Annotated in this window: 17 protein-coding genes, 1 tRNA gene and 1 rRNA gene; 11 read left to right on the forward strand and 8 right to left on the reverse strand. The window is 29.5% G+C overall.

The genetic code is table 11. The annotated features are described in order from the left end of the window. Positions 1-831: 831 nt before the first annotated feature. The 4 genes from Bmayo_RS02125 to rsmI form a co-directional block, all read right to left on the reverse strand. Positions 832-905 (reverse strand) — tRNA-Ala (locus tag Bmayo_RS02125). Positions 906-1,076: 171 nt separating this feature from the next. Further along, positions 1,077-2,612: ribosomal RNA gene (locus tag Bmayo_RS02130) — 16S ribosomal RNA — on the reverse strand. Positions 2,613-2,821: 209 nt separating this feature from the next. Beyond that, complete coding sequence (locus tag Bmayo_RS02135) at positions 2,822-3,370, reverse strand: 2'-deoxyribosyltransferase (RefSeq protein ID WP_075552107.1); 549 nt, start codon at positions 3,368-3,370, stop codon at positions 2,822-2,824. A 94-nt stretch (positions 3,371-3,464) separates the two neighbouring features. Next, positions 3,465-4,139 (reverse strand): 16S rRNA (cytidine(1402)-2'-O)-methyltransferase, encoded by a 675-nt coding sequence (rsmI, locus tag Bmayo_RS02140; RefSeq protein WP_075552108.1) that lies wholly within the window; start codon positions 4,137-4,139, stop codon positions 3,465-3,467. 210 nt (positions 4,140-4,349) lie between these two features. Here rsmI and Bmayo_RS02145 point away from each other — a divergent pair, with 210 nt between their 5' ends. Continuing rightward, positions 4,350-4,667, forward strand: a complete 318-nt coding sequence (locus Bmayo_RS02145; RefSeq protein WP_075552109.1) for a hypothetical protein — start codon at positions 4,350-4,352, stop codon at positions 4,665-4,667. A 29-nt stretch (positions 4,668-4,696) separates the two neighbouring features. On the opposite strand, the gene Bmayo_RS02150 is transcribed toward Bmayo_RS02145, so the two are convergent. Continuing rightward, the gene (locus Bmayo_RS02150; protein ID WP_002557021.1) at positions 4,697-5,086 is read right to left on the reverse strand and encodes a DUF1893 domain-containing protein; all 390 of its coding nucleotides are present in this window, start codon (positions 5,084-5,086) and stop codon (positions 4,697-4,699) included. Positions 5,087-5,199: 113 nt separating this feature from the next. Between Bmayo_RS02150 and Bmayo_RS02155 the strand changes: the two genes are divergently transcribed. The 3 genes from Bmayo_RS02155 (at position 5,200) to Bmayo_RS02165 (ending at position 7,385) form a co-directional block, all read left to right on the forward strand. Beyond that, complete coding sequence (locus Bmayo_RS02155) at positions 5,200-5,778, forward strand: YigZ family protein (RefSeq protein WP_075552110.1); 579 nt, start codon at positions 5,200-5,202, stop codon at positions 5,776-5,778. A 138-nt stretch (positions 5,779-5,916) separates the two neighbouring features. After that, positions 5,917-6,669 (forward strand): ParA family protein, encoded by a 753-nt coding sequence (locus Bmayo_RS02160; protein WP_075552111.1) that lies wholly within the window; start codon positions 5,917-5,919, stop codon positions 6,667-6,669. 2 nt (positions 6,670-6,671) lie between these two features. After that, entirely contained in the window at positions 6,672-7,385 is a 714-nt protein-coding gene (locus tag Bmayo_RS02165; protein WP_075552112.1) for a hypothetical protein, read from the forward strand. A gap of 267 nt (positions 7,386-7,652) precedes the next feature. Here the strand turns inward: Bmayo_RS02165 and Bmayo_RS02170 are convergent, their stop codons facing one another. From Bmayo_RS02170 to gyrB, 3 genes are all read right to left on the reverse strand, one after another. Further along, a complete protein-coding gene (locus Bmayo_RS02170; RefSeq protein ID WP_075552113.1) occupies positions 7,653-8,435 on the reverse strand; it encodes a ParB/RepB/Spo0J family partition protein in 783 nt (260 codons plus the stop codon). 118 nt (positions 8,436-8,553) lie between these two features. Then, positions 8,554-10,986, reverse strand: a complete 2,433-nt coding sequence (gyrA, locus tag Bmayo_RS02175) for a DNA topoisomerase (ATP-hydrolyzing) subunit A (protein WP_075552114.1) — start codon at positions 10,984-10,986, stop codon at positions 8,554-8,556. A gap of 11 nt (positions 10,987-10,997) precedes the next feature. Then, positions 10,998-12,902, reverse strand: coding sequence for a DNA topoisomerase (ATP-hydrolyzing) subunit B (gyrB, locus tag Bmayo_RS02180; protein WP_075552115.1), 1,905 nt, complete (start codon positions 12,900-12,902; stop codon positions 10,998-11,000). A 186-nt stretch (positions 12,903-13,088) separates the two neighbouring features. On the opposite strand from gyrB, the gene dnaA reads away from it, so the two are divergent. The 7 genes from dnaA (at position 13,089) to jag (ending at position 19,288) form a co-directional block, all read left to right on the forward strand. Further along, positions 13,089-14,546: a chromosomal replication initiator protein DnaA gene (dnaA, locus tag Bmayo_RS02185; protein ID WP_075552116.1), complete on the forward strand. Its 1,458-nt coding sequence runs from the start codon at positions 13,089-13,091 to the stop codon at positions 14,544-14,546. Between the two features lie 241 nt (positions 14,547-14,787). Further along, the gene (gene dnaN, locus Bmayo_RS02190) at positions 14,788-15,945 is read left to right on the forward strand and encodes a DNA polymerase III subunit beta (RefSeq protein WP_075552117.1); all 1,158 of its coding nucleotides are present in this window, start codon (positions 14,788-14,790) and stop codon (positions 15,943-15,945) included. An 88-nt stretch (positions 15,946-16,033) separates the two neighbouring features. After that, the gene (locus Bmayo_RS02195) at positions 16,034-16,333 is read left to right on the forward strand and encodes a hypothetical protein (RefSeq protein WP_075552118.1); all 300 of its coding nucleotides are present in this window, start codon (positions 16,034-16,036) and stop codon (positions 16,331-16,333) included. Positions 16,334-16,424: 91 nt separating this feature from the next. Continuing rightward, positions 16,425-16,580 carry a 50S ribosomal protein L34 gene (rpmH, locus tag Bmayo_RS02200; RefSeq protein WP_075552119.1) on the forward strand — a complete coding sequence of 52 codons (156 nt, stop codon included), beginning with the start codon at positions 16,425-16,427 and terminating at the stop codon, positions 16,578-16,580. Beyond that, positions 16,561-16,926 (forward strand): ribonuclease P protein component, encoded by a 366-nt coding sequence (rnpA, locus tag Bmayo_RS02205; RefSeq protein WP_075552120.1) that lies wholly within the window; start codon positions 16,561-16,563, stop codon positions 16,924-16,926. Before rpmH ends, rnpA begins: the two co-directional genes overlap by 20 nt. Beyond that, the gene (gene yidC, locus Bmayo_RS02210) at positions 16,913-18,547 is read left to right on the forward strand and encodes a membrane protein insertase YidC (protein ID WP_075552121.1); all 1,635 of its coding nucleotides are present in this window, start codon (positions 16,913-16,915) and stop codon (positions 18,545-18,547) included. Before rnpA ends, yidC begins: the two co-directional genes overlap by 14 nt. Before the next feature lie 12 nt (positions 18,548-18,559). Next, entirely contained in the window at positions 18,560-19,288 is a 729-nt protein-coding gene (gene jag, locus Bmayo_RS02215; protein ID WP_075552122.1) for an RNA-binding cell elongation regulator Jag/EloR, read from the forward strand. Positions 19,289-19,318: the final 30 nt, after the last annotated feature.

Raw genomic sequence — 19,318 nt, forward strand, 5'->3', positions numbered from 1 at the left:
AAAATTTATTTTTTATAAATTTCAAACCAAAAATTTACCTTGACTTCAAAAACTTTTTAATCAAAATAAAAATACAGAGAAGAGTTAATAAAATTGGCCTTAATTTATCTTTCTATTATAAAGGGGTTGACCCAGATATACTATAATATCTTGTTATGACTTCACCCCCTACTAAACATACCTTAAATACCTTCCTCCCTTGCGGGTTAGAATAATAGCTTCGGGTATCCCCAACTCGGGTAGTGTGTACAAAGCCCGAGAACGTATTCACCATATCATTCTGATATACGATTACTAGCGATTCCAACTTCATGAAGTCGAGTTCAGACTTCAATCCGGACTGAGACCTGATTTATGGGCCTTGCCAACATTACTGTTTTGCTTCGCACAGGCCCATTGTAGCACGTGTGTAGCCCAGGACATAAGGGCCATGATGATTTGACGTCATCCCCACCTTCCTACGACTTATCACCGACAGTCTTATCTGAGTCCCCACCATTACACATACCGATAACGACAAAAAGAATTGCTGCTCGTTACAAGACTTGCCCAACCCAGGCATCAAGCTTAACGATCTTTATTATTAGCTTTTAGTTGGAAATTAATGCAGACCGTTTATAAAATAGGCTTTCTGAAAAATATAATCCTACCCAATCCTTGTGCCTTAGTAAAACAACGTTGACCCTTATAAGAAACTTGTCCTCATTTCTAAACATTTTACTTAATATAAACAGGTTCTAACTTCCTATATCTTATCTTACAATAATTATTTTAGCATTTATCTAATTTGTTTGACAACATATTTAATCACAATCTAAGGCACATACCCAATGGAGGTTAAGGGACTCGAACCCTTGACCCTCGGCTTGCAAAGCCGATGCTCTAGCCAACTGAGCTAAACCCCCAAAATGATCTAAATATAAGTTTAATAAAGCTCTTTAATATCAACAATAAAAAATTTAATATACAAACTTCTATTAAACCTACAGAAGCAACAATGGTTTTAAAACTCTTTTATCAAAAGAAAAGAGCAGGGAAGAGTTAATGGAATTAGCCTTAGTTTATCTTTCTCTTAGAAAGGAGGTGATCCAGCCGCACTTTCCAGTACGGCTACCTTGTTACGACTTCACCCCCCTCACTAAACATACCTTAAATACCTTCCTCCCTTGCGGGTTAGAATAATAGCTTCGGGTATCCTCAACTCGGGTGGTGTGACGGGCGGTGTGTACAAGGCCCGAGAACGTATTCACCGTATCATTCTGATATACGATTACTAGCGATTCCAACTTCATGAAGTCGAGTTTCAGACTTCAATCCGGACTGAGACCTGCTTTATGCGTTTTGCTTCACATCACTGCTTCGCTTCGCTTTGTACAGGCCATTGTAGCACGTGTGTAGCCCAGGACATAAGGGCCATGATGATTTGACGTCATCCTCACCTTCCTCCGACTTATCACCGGCAGTCTTATCTGAGTCCCCACCATTACATGCTGGTAACAGATAACAAGGGTTGCGCTCGTTGCGGGACTTAACCCAACACCTCACAGCACGAGCTGACGACAACCATGCAGCACCTGTATATAGACCCCAAACGGGGAATAATTATCTCTAACTATATCCTATATATGTCAAGCCCTGGTAAGGTTCCTCGCGTATCATCGAATTAAACCACATGCTCCACCGCTTGTGCGGGCCCCCGTCAATTCCTTTGAGTTTCACTCTTGCGAGCATACTCCCCAGGCGGCACACTTAACGCGTTAGCTTCGGTACTAACTTTTAGTTAACACCAAGTGTGCATCGTTTACAGCGTAGACTACCAGGGTATCTAATCCTGTTTGCTCCCTACGCTTTCGTGACTCAGCGTCAGTCTTGACCCAGAAGTTCGCCTTCGCCTCCGGTATTCTTCCTGATATCAACAGATTCCACCCTTACACCAGAAATTCTAACTTCCTCTATCAGACTCTAGACATATAGTTTCCAACATAGCTCCACAGTTGAGCTGTGGTATTTTATGCATAGACTTATATATCCGCCTACTCACCCTTTACGCCCAATAATCCCGAACAACGCTCGCCCCTTACGTATTACCGCGGCTGCTGGCACGTAATTAGCCGGGGCTTATTCATAAATTAACGTCATCACTTTGTCATTTCCTACAAAGCTTATTCCTCATTTATAAAAGAATTTTACAATCTTTCGACCTTCTTCATTCACGCAGTGTCGCTCCGTCAGGCTTTCGCCCATTGCGGAAGATTCTTAGCTGCTGCCTCCCGTAGGAGTCTGGACCGTATCTCAGTTCCAGTGTGACCGTTCACCCTCTCAGGCCGGTTACTTATCATCGCCTTGGTAGGCATTTACCCCACCAACTAGCTAATAAGACGCAGACTCATCTACAAGCGAAGCTTTAAAGGCTTCCTTTCATCAATTAACAAATTAATTGACCTTATTCGGTATTAGCTACTATTTCTAATAGTTATCCCCATCTCATAGGTAGATCATCCACGCGTTACTCACCCGTTCGCCACTGAATGTATTGCTACATCCCGTTTGACTTGCATGCTTAAGACGCACTGCCAGCGTTAGTTCTAAGCCAGGATCAAACTCTTCGTTATTCTTATTTTTTATTTAAAAAAATTAACAGGTTTTGCTTATTCTTTTGGCTTTTAACCTTACTTAACTCTTCCCTTCTCTCATCTTCCAATAATCATTTCAACCTTTAATACTTTAACAAAAGAAGAATCATATTGTCAATACCTTTGCATTATTTTATTAATATAAAATGCAAAAAAATAAATTTTTATTAAAAACCATGATAAAAGCATTAACAACCACATTTTTCATTAACAGGTAAGGTTGTAAAAATTTTTTTCAATTTATTTCCTAATTTAGCTTTTAAATAATCAAAAAAAGTTCTGAAATTCTCATTATCTCCTTTAAACTTAATCCACAGTTCTTTAAAAGTCAAAATTCCTTCCCTAAGATCCTTGTAATTAGAAAAAGCCGCAGTACAATCACTATACATTAAATTATAAAAATCAGAATCTTGCTTATCTTTAAAAAAATCTATACTTGGTATTTTTTTAGCAAAGGCAAATCCTCTCTCATAGGCCGTACCCGAATCAACATAATTAACCAAAGCTAAAACAATATCGCTACTAACTAGCTCTTTTAAATCTATCTCTCTTATCTTCTCTCTTATATCTCTATTTGCAAACTTATAATCAACCTTTTCAAGCAATCCCATCTTTTTGACAGCATGATGCTCTGGAGAAAATACATCTAAATTAAACTCTTCAAGAAATTTCAAAACCTCATCCCTTAGCTTAATTTCCTCTTCCTTAAAAAATGGAGAAGCTAAATAAATTTTCATAAAAACCCCTATTAAAATTCAAGTATAACACAATAAATCAATCGGGTAAAATCAATAATAAATAAATTTTTGACATCTAAGCAAAAAACATTTATTATGAATGACTCCTGCTGACTAAAATAGTAAATTCTCCTTTAACCCTCTCCTTGCTCGATTCAAAATATTTTTTTAATTCTAAAGGCTTACCAATTTGATATTCTTCATAAATTTTTGTCATCTCGCGACCAATAAGAATCTTCGCATCTAAACTAACAGAAGAAATTTCAACAAGCAATTTCAAAATTCTATGACCAGATTCAAGCAGAACAAATGCATCACCCCTTTTATATAACTCAGCAATTCTTTTAAATCTTTTAAGACCTTTGTTAGGCAAAAACCCCTCAAAAAGCACTGATTTATCTCTAAAAGGATTAACACTTACAATTGTATTAAAAGAGCTTACTCCAGGAATTGGATAAACTTTGTACCCCTCTCTAAAAGCAGCAGCAACTAACAAACTGCCAGGATCACTAAGCCCTGGAGTACCAGCGTCACTAACAAAAGCAACAGAATCTCCTTTTGCCAAATAATCCAATAGTAAATTTATCTTCTTATTTTCTGTTATGGCATTACAAGAAATCATTTTTTTATTAATTTTATATCGCAATAAAAGTTTACTAGTAACCCTCGTATCTTCTGCAAATATGACATTTACCGATTTTAAAACATCAATTGCTCTATAAGTAATATCTTCTAAATTGCCTATTGGCGTACCAACAATATATAACATAGCTCCTTTTAATTCCTCCAAAAACCAAAAATAAATATATTAAAAGCATCTTTTTTTTAAATGATAAAAATCTAAAATCCTTTACTTACTAAATACAAGAATAAGATATAAGCTATATTTTATATATCTATCAAAATACTTGCTTTTGTATTACATTTAGTTATATCATTAAGTATTAGTGATTAAAAAGTTAAAAGAAAGGGAAAATTTATGTTTGCATTAATTAGAAAAATATTTATGATTTATTTTCTATGCATTACTCTTGTAGGTTTTGCCATGATTTTTATTGATAGCAAATTTACCGAACAGCGTGATGCTAAAGAAAATCAAAACAAAATTAATCAACATACAATCAAACCTAATTTAATTATGTTTACATCTTCTATAGGAGGATTTTTGGGTGTTTATGCTGGAATTTGGATCTTCAACTATGATAAAAGCAATTTTTACCTAAATTGGGGAAATTTAATAATATTAATATACAATATAGCTCTCATTATCACTGTATACTCAAAATCACATAGTTAGATAAAACATAGCCCAATTATTTTCATAATTTATAAATTATTGACTATAATTCCTCTTTTAATCATATATTTATAAACCTCTTCAGGATTTTCCAAGCTTTCAATCAAGCTTTCTGCTCTATCATTTATTTTTTCCACCAATTTTTTATAAGCCACTTTTATTCCTCTGCTTTCTAAAAAATCCTTTGCAGGTTGAGAAACAACCCCAGCTTGAACATTTTGAAGCCCTATATTATAAATAATAACGGCTGCCGCCTTGCCCACAACTTTATCATAAATTTCAAGTCCCTCTTTATTCTGGATATATTTATTGATAAAATTATCTACTTCTAAAAGGGGCTTTAATCCCCTTTCCATATTAGAATAAAGTATTTTATGATCTTTGAACAACCTTAATGTTGGATTCAAGCCTGATATCATTTTTACCTCTTTTCTGGATATTTACAACAATCAATAATAAAAACAAACACTATTAATAATATACATAAACAATAAATACTGCAATATCTAAAAAGATAGTATACTTACGTTATATGATATTCGTGCCAAAAACTAATAGTAATTCTAAAATCGAAATAAAAAAATCTATATTTGTTTCATATATTTTTAATATTGAAAAAAAAGACGACATAAATAAAACTATTAAAAAATATAAAATAAAATTTAAAAATGCTACGCATGTGGTTTATGGATTTAGAATTGGAAACAAGAACTCATTCCTAAATGGAATGAGTGATGACAGAGAGCCTAATTTAACAGCTGGAAAACCCACATTGGATGCCATAATACATAATAATTTAACTGATACCTTAATAATCACATTACGATATTTTGGGGGCACTTTGCTTGGCAGAGGAGGATTAATCAAAGCATATTACAAGTCTGCCAAAGAAGCTATCAAGAATACACCTATAATAGAAAAAGAGGAATTAGAAATTTTAAGCTTAAATTTAAATTACAACCAATACAATTCACTATTGAAAATGAAAAATAAACTTGAAATAGAAATCTTAGATTCAAACTTTTCAAACAAAATAAAAACTTCAATTACATTCAAAACAAAAAATAAACAAAAAATATCAGAATTTTTTATAGAAAATGGCTTAATTTAAGAAATTTTAAAGTTTCATAAAGAATAATATATATATGTCAAACAATCAAATATTTAAAAACTAATTTAAAGTATTATTATTTTTACCATTTATGTTTTAAAATATAAAAACAAAACCAAATAAAAAGAGAAAATTTATATGAAAATAATATCTGTAATCAATCAAAAAGGAGGCGTAGGAAAAACCACAAGCGCCATTAATATTTCTTATTCAATGACCCTACTTGATAAAAAAATTCTTTTAATAGATATTGATTCACAAGGAAACTCTACTAGCGGCACAAACATCTCAGAGCATATAGCCGAAAACTCAAGTTATGAGCTTATTAATAAAAAAATAAAGGTCAAACCTTTAAATCATTTTAAATTAGATATAATTCCTTCTAGCATTAAATTAGCTTTGCTCGAAAAAGAATTAATAAATGAACTTTCAAGAGAAACTTTTTTAAAAAATGCATTAACGCTGTATAAAAAAGATAAATATGATTTTATTATTATTGATTGCCCTCCTACGCTTTCAATATTAACTATAAACGCTCTTATTGCAAGCAATTATTTATTAATACCAATTGAAACAGAATTTTTTGCATTTGAAGGCATAAATCAACTAATAGATACAATAAATACAGTAAAGCAAATAAATAAAAATTTAGAGATTGCGGGCGTTTTTATAAATAAATACGATATAAGAAACAAAAGTAAAGAAAAATATATAAGCTCGTTAAAAAAAGTTTTTAAAGAAAAACTTTTAAATACAAAAATAAGGAAAAATATAACCATTTCAAAATCTCAAGAAGCAAAAATGCCCGTATATGAATATGACAGAGAAAGCAATGCTGCAAAAGATTTCTTAGAGCTCTCAAAAGAGATAATAAATAAAATTAAGGAATAGCTATGTCTGACAATTTAGAAACTTTAATGTTCTTAATGGGGAAAAAATTAGAAACATCTTCAAATAATTCAGAAAATATCGAAAAAAAAGAAATTATTTCAATTGAAAGAAAAAGCTTTGACTACAATAAGCTAGATAAAGATATTTCTGATTTTTTAAAAACAAAGCAATATGAAATTTTCAATATTTTCAATAACACTTATACAAAAATTGGAAAGATACTCAAAGATGCTCAAGACAAATTAAAAGGAAACAATCAATATAACGGACTTTTTTATCAGTGGTTCAAAAGTATGGGATTTAAAAAAGACAAGGTTTATGCTTTAATATCAAGATACAATCTGCTTATCGAAAATTCCGACAAGCAGCTCACTATAGAAAAATTACCCTTATCATTATCATATGAAATATCTAAAAAATCTTGTCCATCTATTTTAAAAACCGAAGTTCTAAATGGTAAAATAAATTCTTTAAAAGAATTTAAAATTGTTTATAAAAAAAGTTTTGATTTAAAGGATACACACAAATCACTACTCAAAAAAAATGAAAAATATGAAAACGACATAAAAGAAGCATTAGATTTTATATTAAAAAATATAAAAGAATTTAAAAATATCGAATTTAACAAATTAAAGCAAGAAAACTTAAAATTATTTTTTCATTCTATTTTGGAAATAAAGAAAAAAATAAAATATATTAAAAACAATTCTATCTAAATTTACAACTAAGCTAATAAGAATATATTTTATATATTCTTATTGTTCATTTTTTAAATATTAGATTATTTTTTACTTTTAAATTTAACTATAAATAACAAAATATAAACTTTAACCTTCATTTAAATCCCGATATTTCTTTATAAAAACTAAAAAATTTTAAAAACAAACTTAAAAAATTTATGTATTGCGACAAATTCCTAAAAAATAAAAACTATCATAAAATTAAGAAAAGATATTTTACATTCTTTAAATTATAAAAACAATTTAGCTAATATGACCAAAAAAGGAAACAATTCTTCTTAAATCACCCGAAGTAAAATACTCTATCTCTATTTTGCCTTTATTTTGATTACCTTTAATATCTATTTTTGTTTGGATTTTATCAAATAAAAATTCTTTTATATTGCTTAAAAAAGGATCTTGGTCTAGTTCCTTTTTTTTAACTGTGGATTTGTAAAAATTTTTAACATATTTTTCTGCATCTCTTACAGAAAATTTTTTTTTCAGCATCATTAAATAAAGATTATACCTGTCTTGCTTGTCTTTTAAGGATAAAATAACTTTAGCATGCCCAAAAGAAATTTCTTTCCTATGCACTGCATTTAATATTTCTTGCTCAAGATCTAAAATCCTAACTAAATTTGAAATATAGGTCCTACTTTTACCAATTTTTTCAGATAAATCCTTTTGAGTTAAAGAATATTTATTCATTACATTTTTATAGGCATAAGCCTCCTCAACAGGCGTAAAATTTTCTCTTTGAATATTTTCAACCAAAGGCATAAAATCCCTACAAGATTCTTTTATGTCAACCTCAATAACAGGAATATTTGTCATCTGAATCAGTTTAGCAGCCCTAAATCTTCTTTCTCCTACTATTATTTTATATCTATCATCTGCTTTACAAACAATTATGGGTTGTAAAATTCCATTTTCTTTTATGGAAATGCTTAATTCTTCTAATTCAACAAGACTAAAAGATTTCCTTGGCTGATCATTATCAATATCTAAAAGTTGAATATCTATCATTTTAAAAACTCCATCCATATTATCAGGACCTCCTACAACAAAAAATTTTACCAGGTTATAATATTGAATTACAATTTAAGAATAAAAAAAAAGAATGTTCCACGTGGAACATTCTTAAATAAGAAAAACCAATTCTTTATTTAATAAATTTTGAAACAGAAATCAAACTATCATTATCAAGAGATAATACTTGAATCCCTCTAGCATCCTTACCTTGTTCAGATACTTTTCCAGCTACTGTTCTTAAAGCTTTTGAACGTTTACTTACAAGCAAAATTTCATCATCCTCTGAAACTGGTATAGCATCAACAACACTACCTGCTTTTTTATCAGATTTTTTATAACTAGTATAACCAGTGGCTCCTCTTTTAAGCTCAGATATTTTAGACATATCTAATCTTTTCCCATACCCATTTTCAGAAATAATCAAAAGATAAGGATTTTCTCTAACCGCCAAAACTTTAACAAACAAATCACCTTCTTTTAATTTCATCCCACAAACACCTTGGGTCCCTCTATTAGTAAGCCTAACGTCCCTTGAATTAAATATAAATGCACTACCCTTTTTAGAAAGACAAATTACTTTTTCATCTTTAAAAACAATCTCTGCACTTGTAACAAAATCTTTATCATTAAGTTTAATAACAATAACACCTCGTGACTTTACTGCTTTAAAATCTGTAGATTCAAATCTAGCTATCTTTCCACTTGCAGTTGTAAGCAATAAATAAGCATCATCGGTAAAATCCTTACTATTCTTAATAGTTAATATTTCTTCTTGATCTCCCAAATTAATAAGCTCACTAATATTTTGGCCTTTTGAAGCTCTTGAAGAATCTTTTATTTCATAAGCATTGATTAAATAAAGCTTTCCTTCATTTGAAATCATAAATAAATAATCATGAGTATTGACACACAAAGCAATAACAATCTCATCTCCATCATTTAGATCAAAAGAACTTAGACCTTTTCCCCCCGTACCTTGCAACTTATACTCATTTTGTGAAAGTCTTTTAAGGAAACCTTTCTTTGTAAGCATAACAACAATATTTTCTTTTTGCATTAAATCCGACATACTAGTTTTTAAAACCTCCTCATCATAAATTATTTTAGTTCGACGTTCATCGCCAAATTTCAAACCTAAATTAATAGTTTCTTCTCTTATAATATTAATAATCCTTGCTGGATTCAAGAGAATATCTTCATAATCTTTTATTAAGCTTAAAAGTATATTAAGCTCCTCTTCAAGCTTAAAAATCTCAAGAGCTGTAAGTTTTTGTAACTTCATATCAAGAACTGAATTGGCCTGAATCTCTGAAAGACCAAAATTTGAAACAAGCCTTTCCTTTGCATCTTTTGCTAATTTAGATGATTTAATAATCTTAATAACCTCATCTATATTATTTAAAGCAATATCTAATCCTTCAAGAACATGTGCCTTCTCTTTTGCCTTTCTCAAGTCAAATTCAATACGTCTTTCGATAATATTTTTTCTATGATCAATAAATTCAAATAATAATTCTTCCAAATTTAACTGCTTGGGAATACCATTAACAAGAGCTAAATTATTTATACTAAAATGCTTCTTAAATTCAGTATATTCATAAAGCAAATTCATAATAACATGAGGATCAAATCCTCTTTTAACTTCAAGAACTATTCTAATGCCCTCTCTATCAGACTCATCTCTTATATCTAAAAGTCCTTCTAGCTTTTCTTCTTTTGCTAAAAACGCAACTTTCATAAGAAGTGCAGATTTATTTACCGTATAAGGTATTTCTGTAACAATTATAGCATTTCTATCTTCTGCTCTTTCTTCAATATGATATCTTGCCCTAATAACAACACTTCCCTTGCCAGTTTTGTATGCTTTAATTAAATTATCATTATAAACAATCTCTCCAAAAGTTGGAAAATCAGGACCTTTGACTATCTTGAGCAAATCAAATATAGAAACATTCTCATTATCCAACATATAAACAATAGCATCACAAATTTCCCTTAGGTTGTGAGGCGCCATATTAGTAGCCATTCCAACAGCAATTCCACTAGAGCCATTTACCAAAAGAAATGGAAATGATGAAGGCATAATCTCAGGCTCACTTAAAGAATCGTCATAATTAGACTTAAAATTAACAGTCTCTTTATCTATATCTTTAACAATATATTCAGTTATTCTTTCCATTTTAGCTTCAGTATATCGCATAGCAGCAGGAGGATCTCCGTCAATAGATCCAAAATTTCCCTGTCCCCGTATTACAGGATATCTAAGTGAAAAATCTTGAGCAAGTCTTACAAGAGCATCATAAATTGATTGATCTCCATGAGGATGATATTTTCCAAGAACATCCCCCACTATTCTACCAGCTTTTTTAAAAGCTTTATCAGAACGAAGTCCCATCTCATACATAGAATAAAGTATTCTCCTGTGAACTGGCTTAAGACCATCTCTTACATCTGGAAGAGCTCTGGAAACAATAACTGACATTGCATAATTTAAATAAGACGTTTTTATTTCATCTTCTATCTTAACATTTAATATTTGTTCTTTATTTTCTCCAACTGCCATTAACACTCCAATTACACATCAAGATTAATTACATTAAGTGCATTCTGTTCAATAAATTCTTTTCTAGGCTCAACTAAATCTCCCATAAGAGTAACAAAAATTTTTTCAGCCTCAACAGCATCGTCTATATTCATCAATCTCATTTTTCTTCTAGCAGGATCCATAGTCGTTTCCCAAAGCTGAGTTGGATTCATCTCCCCAAGCCCTTTATATCTCTGAATAGAAATACTATTACGATTTTTAGTTTCAATAGAATCTAAAAATATTTCTTTTTCTTTCTCATTATAAAAATAATAAATACGATTGTCATGCTTTATTTTATAAAGAGGCGGCATAGCTATATATATATAGCCGTTTTCAATTAAATCTCTCATATATCTAAAGAAAAAAGCTAAAAGCAAAGTTCTAATATGAGATCCATCAACATCAGCATCTGCCATAATAATGACCTTGTGATAACGAAGTTTTGTAATGTCAAAAGTTTTACCAACTCCTGCACCAAGAGATGCAATTATGGGAATAAGCTTATCATTTGTAATTACCTTATCTTCTCTTGTTTTCTCAACATTAAGCATTTTCCCCCATAATGGCAAAATGGCCTGAAAATATCTATTTCTACCCATTTTAGCACTTCCTCCAGCAGAATCACCTTCTACAATATAGATCTCTCTTTCTAAAGGATTTTTAGAAGCACAATCAGCTAATTTTCCAGGCAACGCTAAGCTTTCAAATGCATTTTTTTTTCTTTCTGATTCTCTTGCTTTTCTTGCAGCCTCACGAGCACGAGCAGCTTTTATTGCTTTTCCAAGAATAGTGTCTATCTCTAAAGGATTTAAATTAATAATTTCCAATAAATGCTCATATACAACAACCTCAACTATTTTTCTTATCTCAGAATTACCAAGCTTACTCTTTGTTTGACCTTCAAATTGAGGTTCTGGAACTTTAACAGAAATAACAGCTGTAAGCCCCTCTTTAAAATCATCTCCTGTAAGATTTGGAACATCTTTTTTACTTATTTTTGAATTTTTAAAAGCTTCGTTCATAGCCTTAGTAAGTCCACTTCTAAAGCCCATAACATGAGTCCCGCCTTCTCTTGTATTAATGTTATTAACAAAAGAAAGAATATTGTCAGAATAGCTTTCAGTCCATTTAAGCCCTACATTAACAATAACATCATTAATAAAACCATCAATATAATAAGGTTCTAATTGAAAAGCTTTACTGTCATTAGTTAAATAATCTACAAAAGATTTTATCCCACCTTCAAAATAAAATTTTGAAGATTTTTCTTTACCAGATCTTTTATCTTCAATTGAAATGCATATTTTATCGTTTAAAAAAGCAAGCTCTTTAAGCCTTTTTTCGAGAACATCATAATTATAATCTAGAGTTTCAAAAATTTCAGAATCTGCTAAAAAAGTAACCTTGGTTCCTGTAATAGAAGATTCCCCCACAACTTCTACTTTAGAAGTTGGAATGCCTTTTGAAAAAGTTTGCCTAAAAATTTTTCCATCTCTATTAACATAAACCTCTAAAAACGAAGACAAAGCATTTACAACCGAAATTCCAACACCATGAAGCCCTCCAGAAACTTTATAGGTGCCTTTATTAAACTTACCACCAGAATGTAGTTTTGTTAAAACAAGCTCAAGAGCACTAATGCCTTCCTCTTCATGAATATCGGTAGGAATCCCTCTCCCATTATCAATTACAGTTATGGTATTATCTAAATTAATAACAACATCTATTCTATCACAAAACCCAGCTAAAGCTTCATCAATACTGTTGTCAACTATCTCATAAACCAAATGGTGCAACCCATTAACAGAAACAGAGCCTATATACATGCCAGGCCTTTTCCTAACAGCCTCAAGTCCTTTTAAGACCTGAATGTTACTAGCAACATAATTCATAAACCTTCCATTCATTTAATCAAAATCTAGACACAGATAAATTCTACATTAAAAAAAAAATAATATCTATTACACACACAATACCAAAAACTTTTAAAAACTCACAAATAATTTAGATAGAATCCTAATTTAACATTATACTATATAATATTAAAAGTATACTACTAAAACCAACAAGGACAAAAAATGGAAAAATCAAAAAATATATGGAGCTTGATTTTAACGGAAATAAAAAAAGAATTATCAGAAGAAGAGTTTTATGTTTGGTTTGAAAATTTGTGCTTTTTAGAATCAATAGGCGACAATATTAAAATATCTACTCCAAACTTATTTCATAAAAATCAAATAGAAAAAAGATTTACAAAAAAAATTAAAGAAATCCTCATAAACAATGGCTACAATAACGTAGTCATTGTATTTACAAATCAACCACCTAAAACCCATTCTAACAAACAGGAAAGCAAAAAAACAATATTTAACGAAACTTTTCCAAATTTTGACAAGCTCAAAGAAAACACACTTTCTAAAGAACCAATTCAAAGCATTCAAGATCGTATAAAAATGTATATCAAAAAAGAAGAAGAGCCTACAAATTTTAAAAATCCTTTTCTTAAAAAAAGATATACATTTGAAAATTTTATCATAGGGCCAAATAATAAACTTGCATACAGCGCCAGCTTGTCAATCTCAAAAAATCCTGGAAAAAAATATAATCCATGTTTAATTTACGGTGGAGTTGGACTTGGAAAAACACATTTGCTTCAAAGCATAGGAAACAAAACAGAAGAATTGCATCATAACCTCAAAATATTATACGTTACTGCTGAAAATTTTTTAAATGAATTTGTAGAAAGTATAAAGACACACGAAACAAAAAAATTTAAAAAAAAGTACAGATACTTAGATATGCTGCTTATAGACGATATCCATGACTTGCAAAAAAAAGAAGGTATACAAGAAGAGCTTTTTCACACATTTAATGCCCTTTACGAAGACAATAAACAATTAGTATTTACATGTGACCGACCTCCTTCTGAGCTTACAAATTTTACAGATCGACTAAAAAGCAGATTCACAAGGGGACTAAATGTTGATATATCAAAACCTAATTTTGAACTCAGAGTAGCTATTGTTGAAAAAAAAGCAGAAGAGGACGGCATAAGGGTTCCTAAAAATATACTAAATCTGGTTGCTCAAAAAGTTACAACAAATGTAAGAGACCTAGAAGCTGCTGTAACAAAACTAAAAGCATATATAGATTTAGACAATATAGAAATTGACATTGATATTGTTGAAAAAATAATCAAAGAAATAATAATTTACGAAAAAGAAACAACCAATGAACCAAGCAATAAAATTAATATAGAAAATATAAAAAAAATACTCTTAAGAGAACTAAAAATTACACACAAAGATATTGAAGGTCATAGTAAAAAACCAGAAATAACAAAAGCTAGACATATTTATGCGTACCTTTTGAGAAATTTTACAGGGCTATCAACAGTTGAAATTGGAAAAATTATTGGAGGAAAAACCCATTCAACAGTACTTTATTCGATAAATAAAATAGATAGAGACAGAAATAATGACAAAGAAATTAACAATTTAATCACAGAACTTATGAACAAAATAAAAAAAAATTAAACTTAATTGAAAAATTGGAAATTCTTTTAAACAATTGGAACAAATAATTTATCAAAAATACAACAAAAAACAACTTATAATTCTACAAGATATTTCTTTATGTTACAAAACATTAAGCACAATTGAACAATCAAACATAGAATTACTACTATTACTACTATATATATCTATAAAAACTAAAAATAAAAAGACTATAAAATCTTATAAAGATAAAATGTAATAAAATATATTAGGAGGTATCATGCTAAATAACACATTTTTTATCTGCGAAACAAATCAAATTATAAATGAGATAGAAAAAGCAAAGGGAATAATCTTGAACAGGAACATGAATGACATTTGGAGTGCATTACTAATCGAGGTAAAAGAATCTAAGCTCATAATCAAATCAACAGACAGAAATATATTTTTTGAAAGCACAATTTCAATTGTTTCAGAAACAGATTTCAAGGTATTAATCAATGCTTCGAATTTTTATGACGCAGTAAAGGCATTCAGTTTTTATAAGAAAATTAAAATAGTTTTTAATGAAAATAATAGTAAATTGGAAATTATGGGAGAATTAAAAGATGAAAAAGAAGAACATGAAGATCATTTAAAAGAACCCACCTTTTCATACGAAGAAATAGAAAATTACAATTATGATATGGTTAATGAAGATTACACTTTTGAAATTGAAATAAAACAAAAATCTTTTAAAAAAGCAATAAATAGAATAGCTTTTTCAGCACACTTTGATGAGTCCAAAAATGTATTAAATGGTGTGTATTTTACAAAAGATGAAGATTCTAAATTATTACTTGTTTCTACAAATGGTCACAGAATGTCCATTTGTAAAACAGAAGTCATAGTTGAAGAAGATGTGAATTTTATAGTTCCTGTAAAAATATTTAATTTTTTAAAACATCTTATGTCAGGAGAAGGTATGGTTAAAATAAAGTCTTCAGATAAAAAATTTTATGTTGAATTTGATAATTATAAAATAGCTTGCAGTTTAATTAATGGTAATTATCCGGATTACAAGAGCATTGTACCTAAAGAGCAGAAAAACAAATCTTTGGTTTCACTAGGCATTCTAAAAGATAGACTTGCAAGAGTAAATTTATATGTTGATAAGTCAAAAAAGTTGGTTTTAACTTTTTCTGAGTTTCAATTAAGACTTCTTGGAGAAGATTTGATTACTGGAAGAAAAGGTGAATTTTTTATCAAAGATCCGAACTATCTATATGACGGAACAGATGAGGTTATGGCTATTAATATTTCATATTTTGTTGAAGCTATTAGTGTTTTTGAAACTTCAAAGATAGAAATACAATTTAATTCAGGCAATGTATTAAAATTAAGTGAACCTGAAAATTTTAATTTTATACACTTGATAATGCCGATGTCTTTAGGTTAAAGTGAATTATTAATGCTATTTTGAATATTGAAATAAGTTTTTCTAAGTTTATTAATGTTGTTTTTGCATTGTGGTATAAGAAATTGCTATGAATGATTCTGCTTTTAAAAAAATAGGCAATGTTATTAAAGATTATTTAGAATCTAATTTGCTTGTTAATAAAAAAATAAGTTCAAAATTATTGATTGCTGATAAATGGAATCAGATCTTTAAGGCTTTGTCAGATGATGTAAAATTTTTAGATTTTAAAAATGAGCAGGTTCTTTTTCTAGAGGCAAGCAATTCAAGTATTTTATATAGTATATTAATTAATAAGGCAAAGATAATAAATTTAATAAAAGAATTAACAGGGATCAAAATAATAGATATAAAGGTTTTGGTAAAGTAATTATTATTGACAATCGTATTTATATGCTATACCATGGTAGTGTTCAATTTGTAGCTTAGTAGCTGGAAATTATTTTTAATGGAGGAGCATTTTGAAAAGGACTTATCAGCCCAGTCGTGTTAAAAGAAATAGAAGATTTGGGTTTAGAGCTAGAATGAAAACTAAAGGTGGAAGACTTATTCTTTCAAGGCGAAGGGCTAAAGGAAGGATAAAATTAACTGTTTCTGATGAGAAAAAGAAATATTAGTCTAAAATCAAAAATAGAAATTCAAAAAATTTTCAAAGAAGGTAATCTAATTAGATTTAGCAATCTTAATCTTAAAATGTTTTATAAATCAAATGGTTTGATTTATTCTAGGCTTCTTGTTACCTTTTCTAAAGGTTTTAGGAGTTCTGTTAAAAGGAATCGCATTAGAAGGCTTTTTAAAGAAGCTTTTAGGAAAAGATTGGAATTATTAGAAGACGTGGCTTTGGATATTATTTTTGTAGTTTCTTGCAATAGGTTAGCTTTGACTTATTTTAGTATTGAATCTCTTATGAAAAGTTTGGTTTTAATGGTGTTAAAGGGGCGGAGCATAAGTGAATCAAAGTAGAAGAATTTTAAGAACGGTTTATTTGTCTTTATTTTTAATAGGTCTTTTTATGCTTATTAATGATATTTTTTCTTCAAACATTTTAAGTTCTAAGTCTTCTTACAAAGAATTGCAGTTTGATTTAAACAAAAATTTTGATGATAACGAAATGTTTTTAAGTAAAAGTAATGACTTAGACTTGATTAATAAGTCTAAAGATATTGTTGTGGAAACAGGGATATATGTTGCTACTTTTTCGACATTTGGAGGAAATTTGGTTTCATTGAAGCTTAAAAATCATTTGAATTTGGAAAAAGATCCTACAGATTTGATTAATATTGATTACAAAAATGAAATTTTTTTCGGTGTTAGTTTTGACTATTTAGTAGAGGATTTGTTTTTGTATAAAAAGATAGATGATTTTAATCATGAATTTAAAGCTTATTTTAAAAATAATGGTAAAACTTATGAATATGTAAAGAGGTATACATTTTCGAAAAAAAATGAATACTTGCTGAAATTTAAAGTTACTGTAAATGGTCTTGAGGATTATAGCTTATTTGATATTGATTCTTATAAAATTATTTTTAGTTCTGAGGTTGAAAGGCTTAGCGATAAAGCAAAGCTACAATATAATAATTATTTGTCTCAAATAATTTATTATGACAATAAGCTTAAATATGGTAAAGATGGTCTAAGGATTAACAATCCTAGATGGATTGGTTCTAGTACTAAGTATTTTGGGGTGTTAGTTTGTAAAGAAAATATGGAAGTTGAGTTTAAGAAGGAAAGAGGAATTCTTAAATCGTTTATTACCAATAATATTGGAAATAAAAAAAATGTTAGTGATGAGTTTTTTATTTATGCTGGACCTAAGGATAATAGGTATCTAGATGTTTTTGACAAGAATGATGACAATACCTTTGGTTTGTCTGATATTGCTTTTGGAATGTCAGTTGAAAAGAGTTTGTGGTATTTGATTCAAGTTCCTATGCAAATGGTGATGCAAGTTTTTTATGATGTTATACCTAATTGGGGACTTTCAATTATTTTTTTGACAATTGTTGTTAGAATACTTATATTCCCTTTGACATTTAAGGGATTTAGAGCTACTGCGGAGCTTTCCAAGCTTCAACCCAAGATTAAAGAGCTTCAAGTAAAGTTTAAGCATGATCCTAAGAAGTTGAATGAAGAGATGGGAAAGCTTTATAAAGAAGAAGGAGTTAATCCTCTTGGAGGGTGTCTTCCTGTAATTTTGCAGCTTCCTATATTTTTTGCTCTTTATTCACTTGTAAATAATTTATTTTTTTTAAGAGGAGCTAGCTTTATTCCAGGATGGATTGATGATTTATCTATCGGTGACAGTGTATATCATTTTGGATATAAGCTTCATTTTGTTTCTTGGACCGATATTAGAATTTTGCCTTTTATTATGATGTTTACTCAATTGGGATCTACAATTGTTAGCTCTAATATGGATTTAAAAAATCTTGGAGCGCAGCAGAAGTTTTTGTATTTTGGAATGCCCATTATGTTTTTTTTCATACTTTATAATATGCCATCAGGGCTTTTGATATATTGGATTACAACAAATATTTTTACTATTTTGCAGCAATACTATATAAAGATGCATTTGTCTTAAAGGGGGAATAATATGAGCTATGAATTTTACGGAAAAACCGAACAAGAAGCAATAAAGAAGGCAATGAGAGATCTAGAATTAAAAGAAGGTGAGTTTGATGTAGAAATTTTAGATAAAGAAAGAGTTGGATTTTTATTTAAGAAAGAAATGATTAAAATAAGGGTTTCTCCTCATGTAAAGGAGGCTAAAAAAGGCGGCTTTGAAATTAAAATTGGTGATGAAATTTGTGATAAAATTTTAGAATTTGTAAAAGAAATGCTAATTAAAATGGGATATTCTGTACATTTGACAATAGAGCCCAAAGAAGGGGGATATGTTAAGATTTCTATTGAGACAGATAGTCCAAATATTTTGATTGGACGAGAGGGTAAAAATTTAGATTCTTTACAGCTTTTAACAAATGTTTATGCCTCTAAGCTTATTGGTGAAAATAGTGCTTTTAATAGGGTCATATTGGATATTGGAGATTATAGAGAGCGATTTAAATCTAGGTTTATTAATTTAGCAATAAATTCTTTTCATAAAGTCAAAAGAACCAGGCGTTCTATTTTGTTGCCATCAATGAATCCTTTTGAAAGAAGAATTGTTCATACAACTTTAAATCGTTATAGTGACATAAAAACTGAAAGCGAAGGAGATGGAAATATAAAAAGAATAAGAGTCTCTTATGTTAGAAACAATAGGTTTGGTATCAATAATTCTCGCAGTTATCAAAAAAGAGATATTGGTTTTAAAAAATAAATTTATGGTACTACTTTGTGTTGAATTTTA

Origin of the sequence: Borreliella mayonii, from assembly GCF_001945665.1 — a bacterium.
Taxonomy (GTDB): domain Bacteria; phylum Spirochaetota; class Spirochaetia; order Borreliales; family Borreliaceae; genus Borreliella; species Borreliella mayonii.

What these genes read in the sequence shown, in the direction of transcription:
- Bmayo_RS02155 (WP_075552110.1), top strand. Translation starts at nt 5,200, where the DNA reads ATGATATTCGTGCCAAAAACTAATAGTAATTCTAAAATCGAAATAAAA.
- rnpA (WP_075552120.1), top strand. Translation starts at nt 16,561, where the DNA reads ATGAGAAAAAGAAATATTAGTCTAAAATCAAAAATAGAAATTCAAAAA.
- Bmayo_RS02145 (WP_075552109.1), top strand. Translation starts at nt 4,350, where the DNA reads ATGTTTGCATTAATTAGAAAAATATTTATGATTTATTTTCTATGCATT.
- jag (WP_075552122.1), top strand. Translation starts at nt 18,560, where the DNA reads ATGAGCTATGAATTTTACGGAAAAACCGAACAAGAAGCAATAAAGAAG.
- gyrB (WP_075552115.1), bottom strand. Translation starts at nt 12,902, where the DNA reads ATGAATTATGTTGCTAGTAACATTCAGGTCTTAAAAGGACTTGAGGCT.
- Bmayo_RS02170 (WP_075552113.1), bottom strand. Translation starts at nt 8,435, where the DNA reads ATGGATGGAGTTTTTAAAATGATAGATATTCAACTTTTAGATATTGAT.
- Bmayo_RS02135 (WP_075552107.1), bottom strand. Translation starts at nt 3,370, where the DNA reads ATGAAAATTTATTTAGCTTCTCCATTTTTTAAGGAAGAGGAAATTAAG.
- dnaN (WP_075552117.1), top strand. Translation starts at nt 14,788, where the DNA reads ATGCTAAATAACACATTTTTTATCTGCGAAACAAATCAAATTATAAAT.
- Bmayo_RS02195 (WP_075552118.1), top strand. Translation starts at nt 16,034, where the DNA reads ATGAATGATTCTGCTTTTAAAAAAATAGGCAATGTTATTAAAGATTAT.
- Bmayo_RS02150 (WP_002557021.1), bottom strand. Translation starts at nt 5,086, where the DNA reads ATGATATCAGGCTTGAATCCAACATTAAGGTTGTTCAAAGATCATAAA.
- dnaA (WP_075552116.1), top strand. Translation starts at nt 13,089, where the DNA reads ATGGAAAAATCAAAAAATATATGGAGCTTGATTTTAACGGAAATAAAA.
- Bmayo_RS02160 (WP_075552111.1), top strand. Translation starts at nt 5,917, where the DNA reads ATGAAAATAATATCTGTAATCAATCAAAAAGGAGGCGTAGGAAAAACC.
- gyrA (WP_075552114.1), bottom strand. Translation starts at nt 10,986, where the DNA reads ATGGCAGTTGGAGAAAATAAAGAACAAATATTAAATGTTAAGATAGAA.
- rsmI (WP_075552108.1), bottom strand. Translation starts at nt 4,139, where the DNA reads ATGTTATATATTGTTGGTACGCCAATAGGCAATTTAGAAGATATTACT.
- Bmayo_RS02165 (WP_075552112.1), top strand. Translation starts at nt 6,672, where the DNA reads ATGTCTGACAATTTAGAAACTTTAATGTTCTTAATGGGGAAAAAATTA.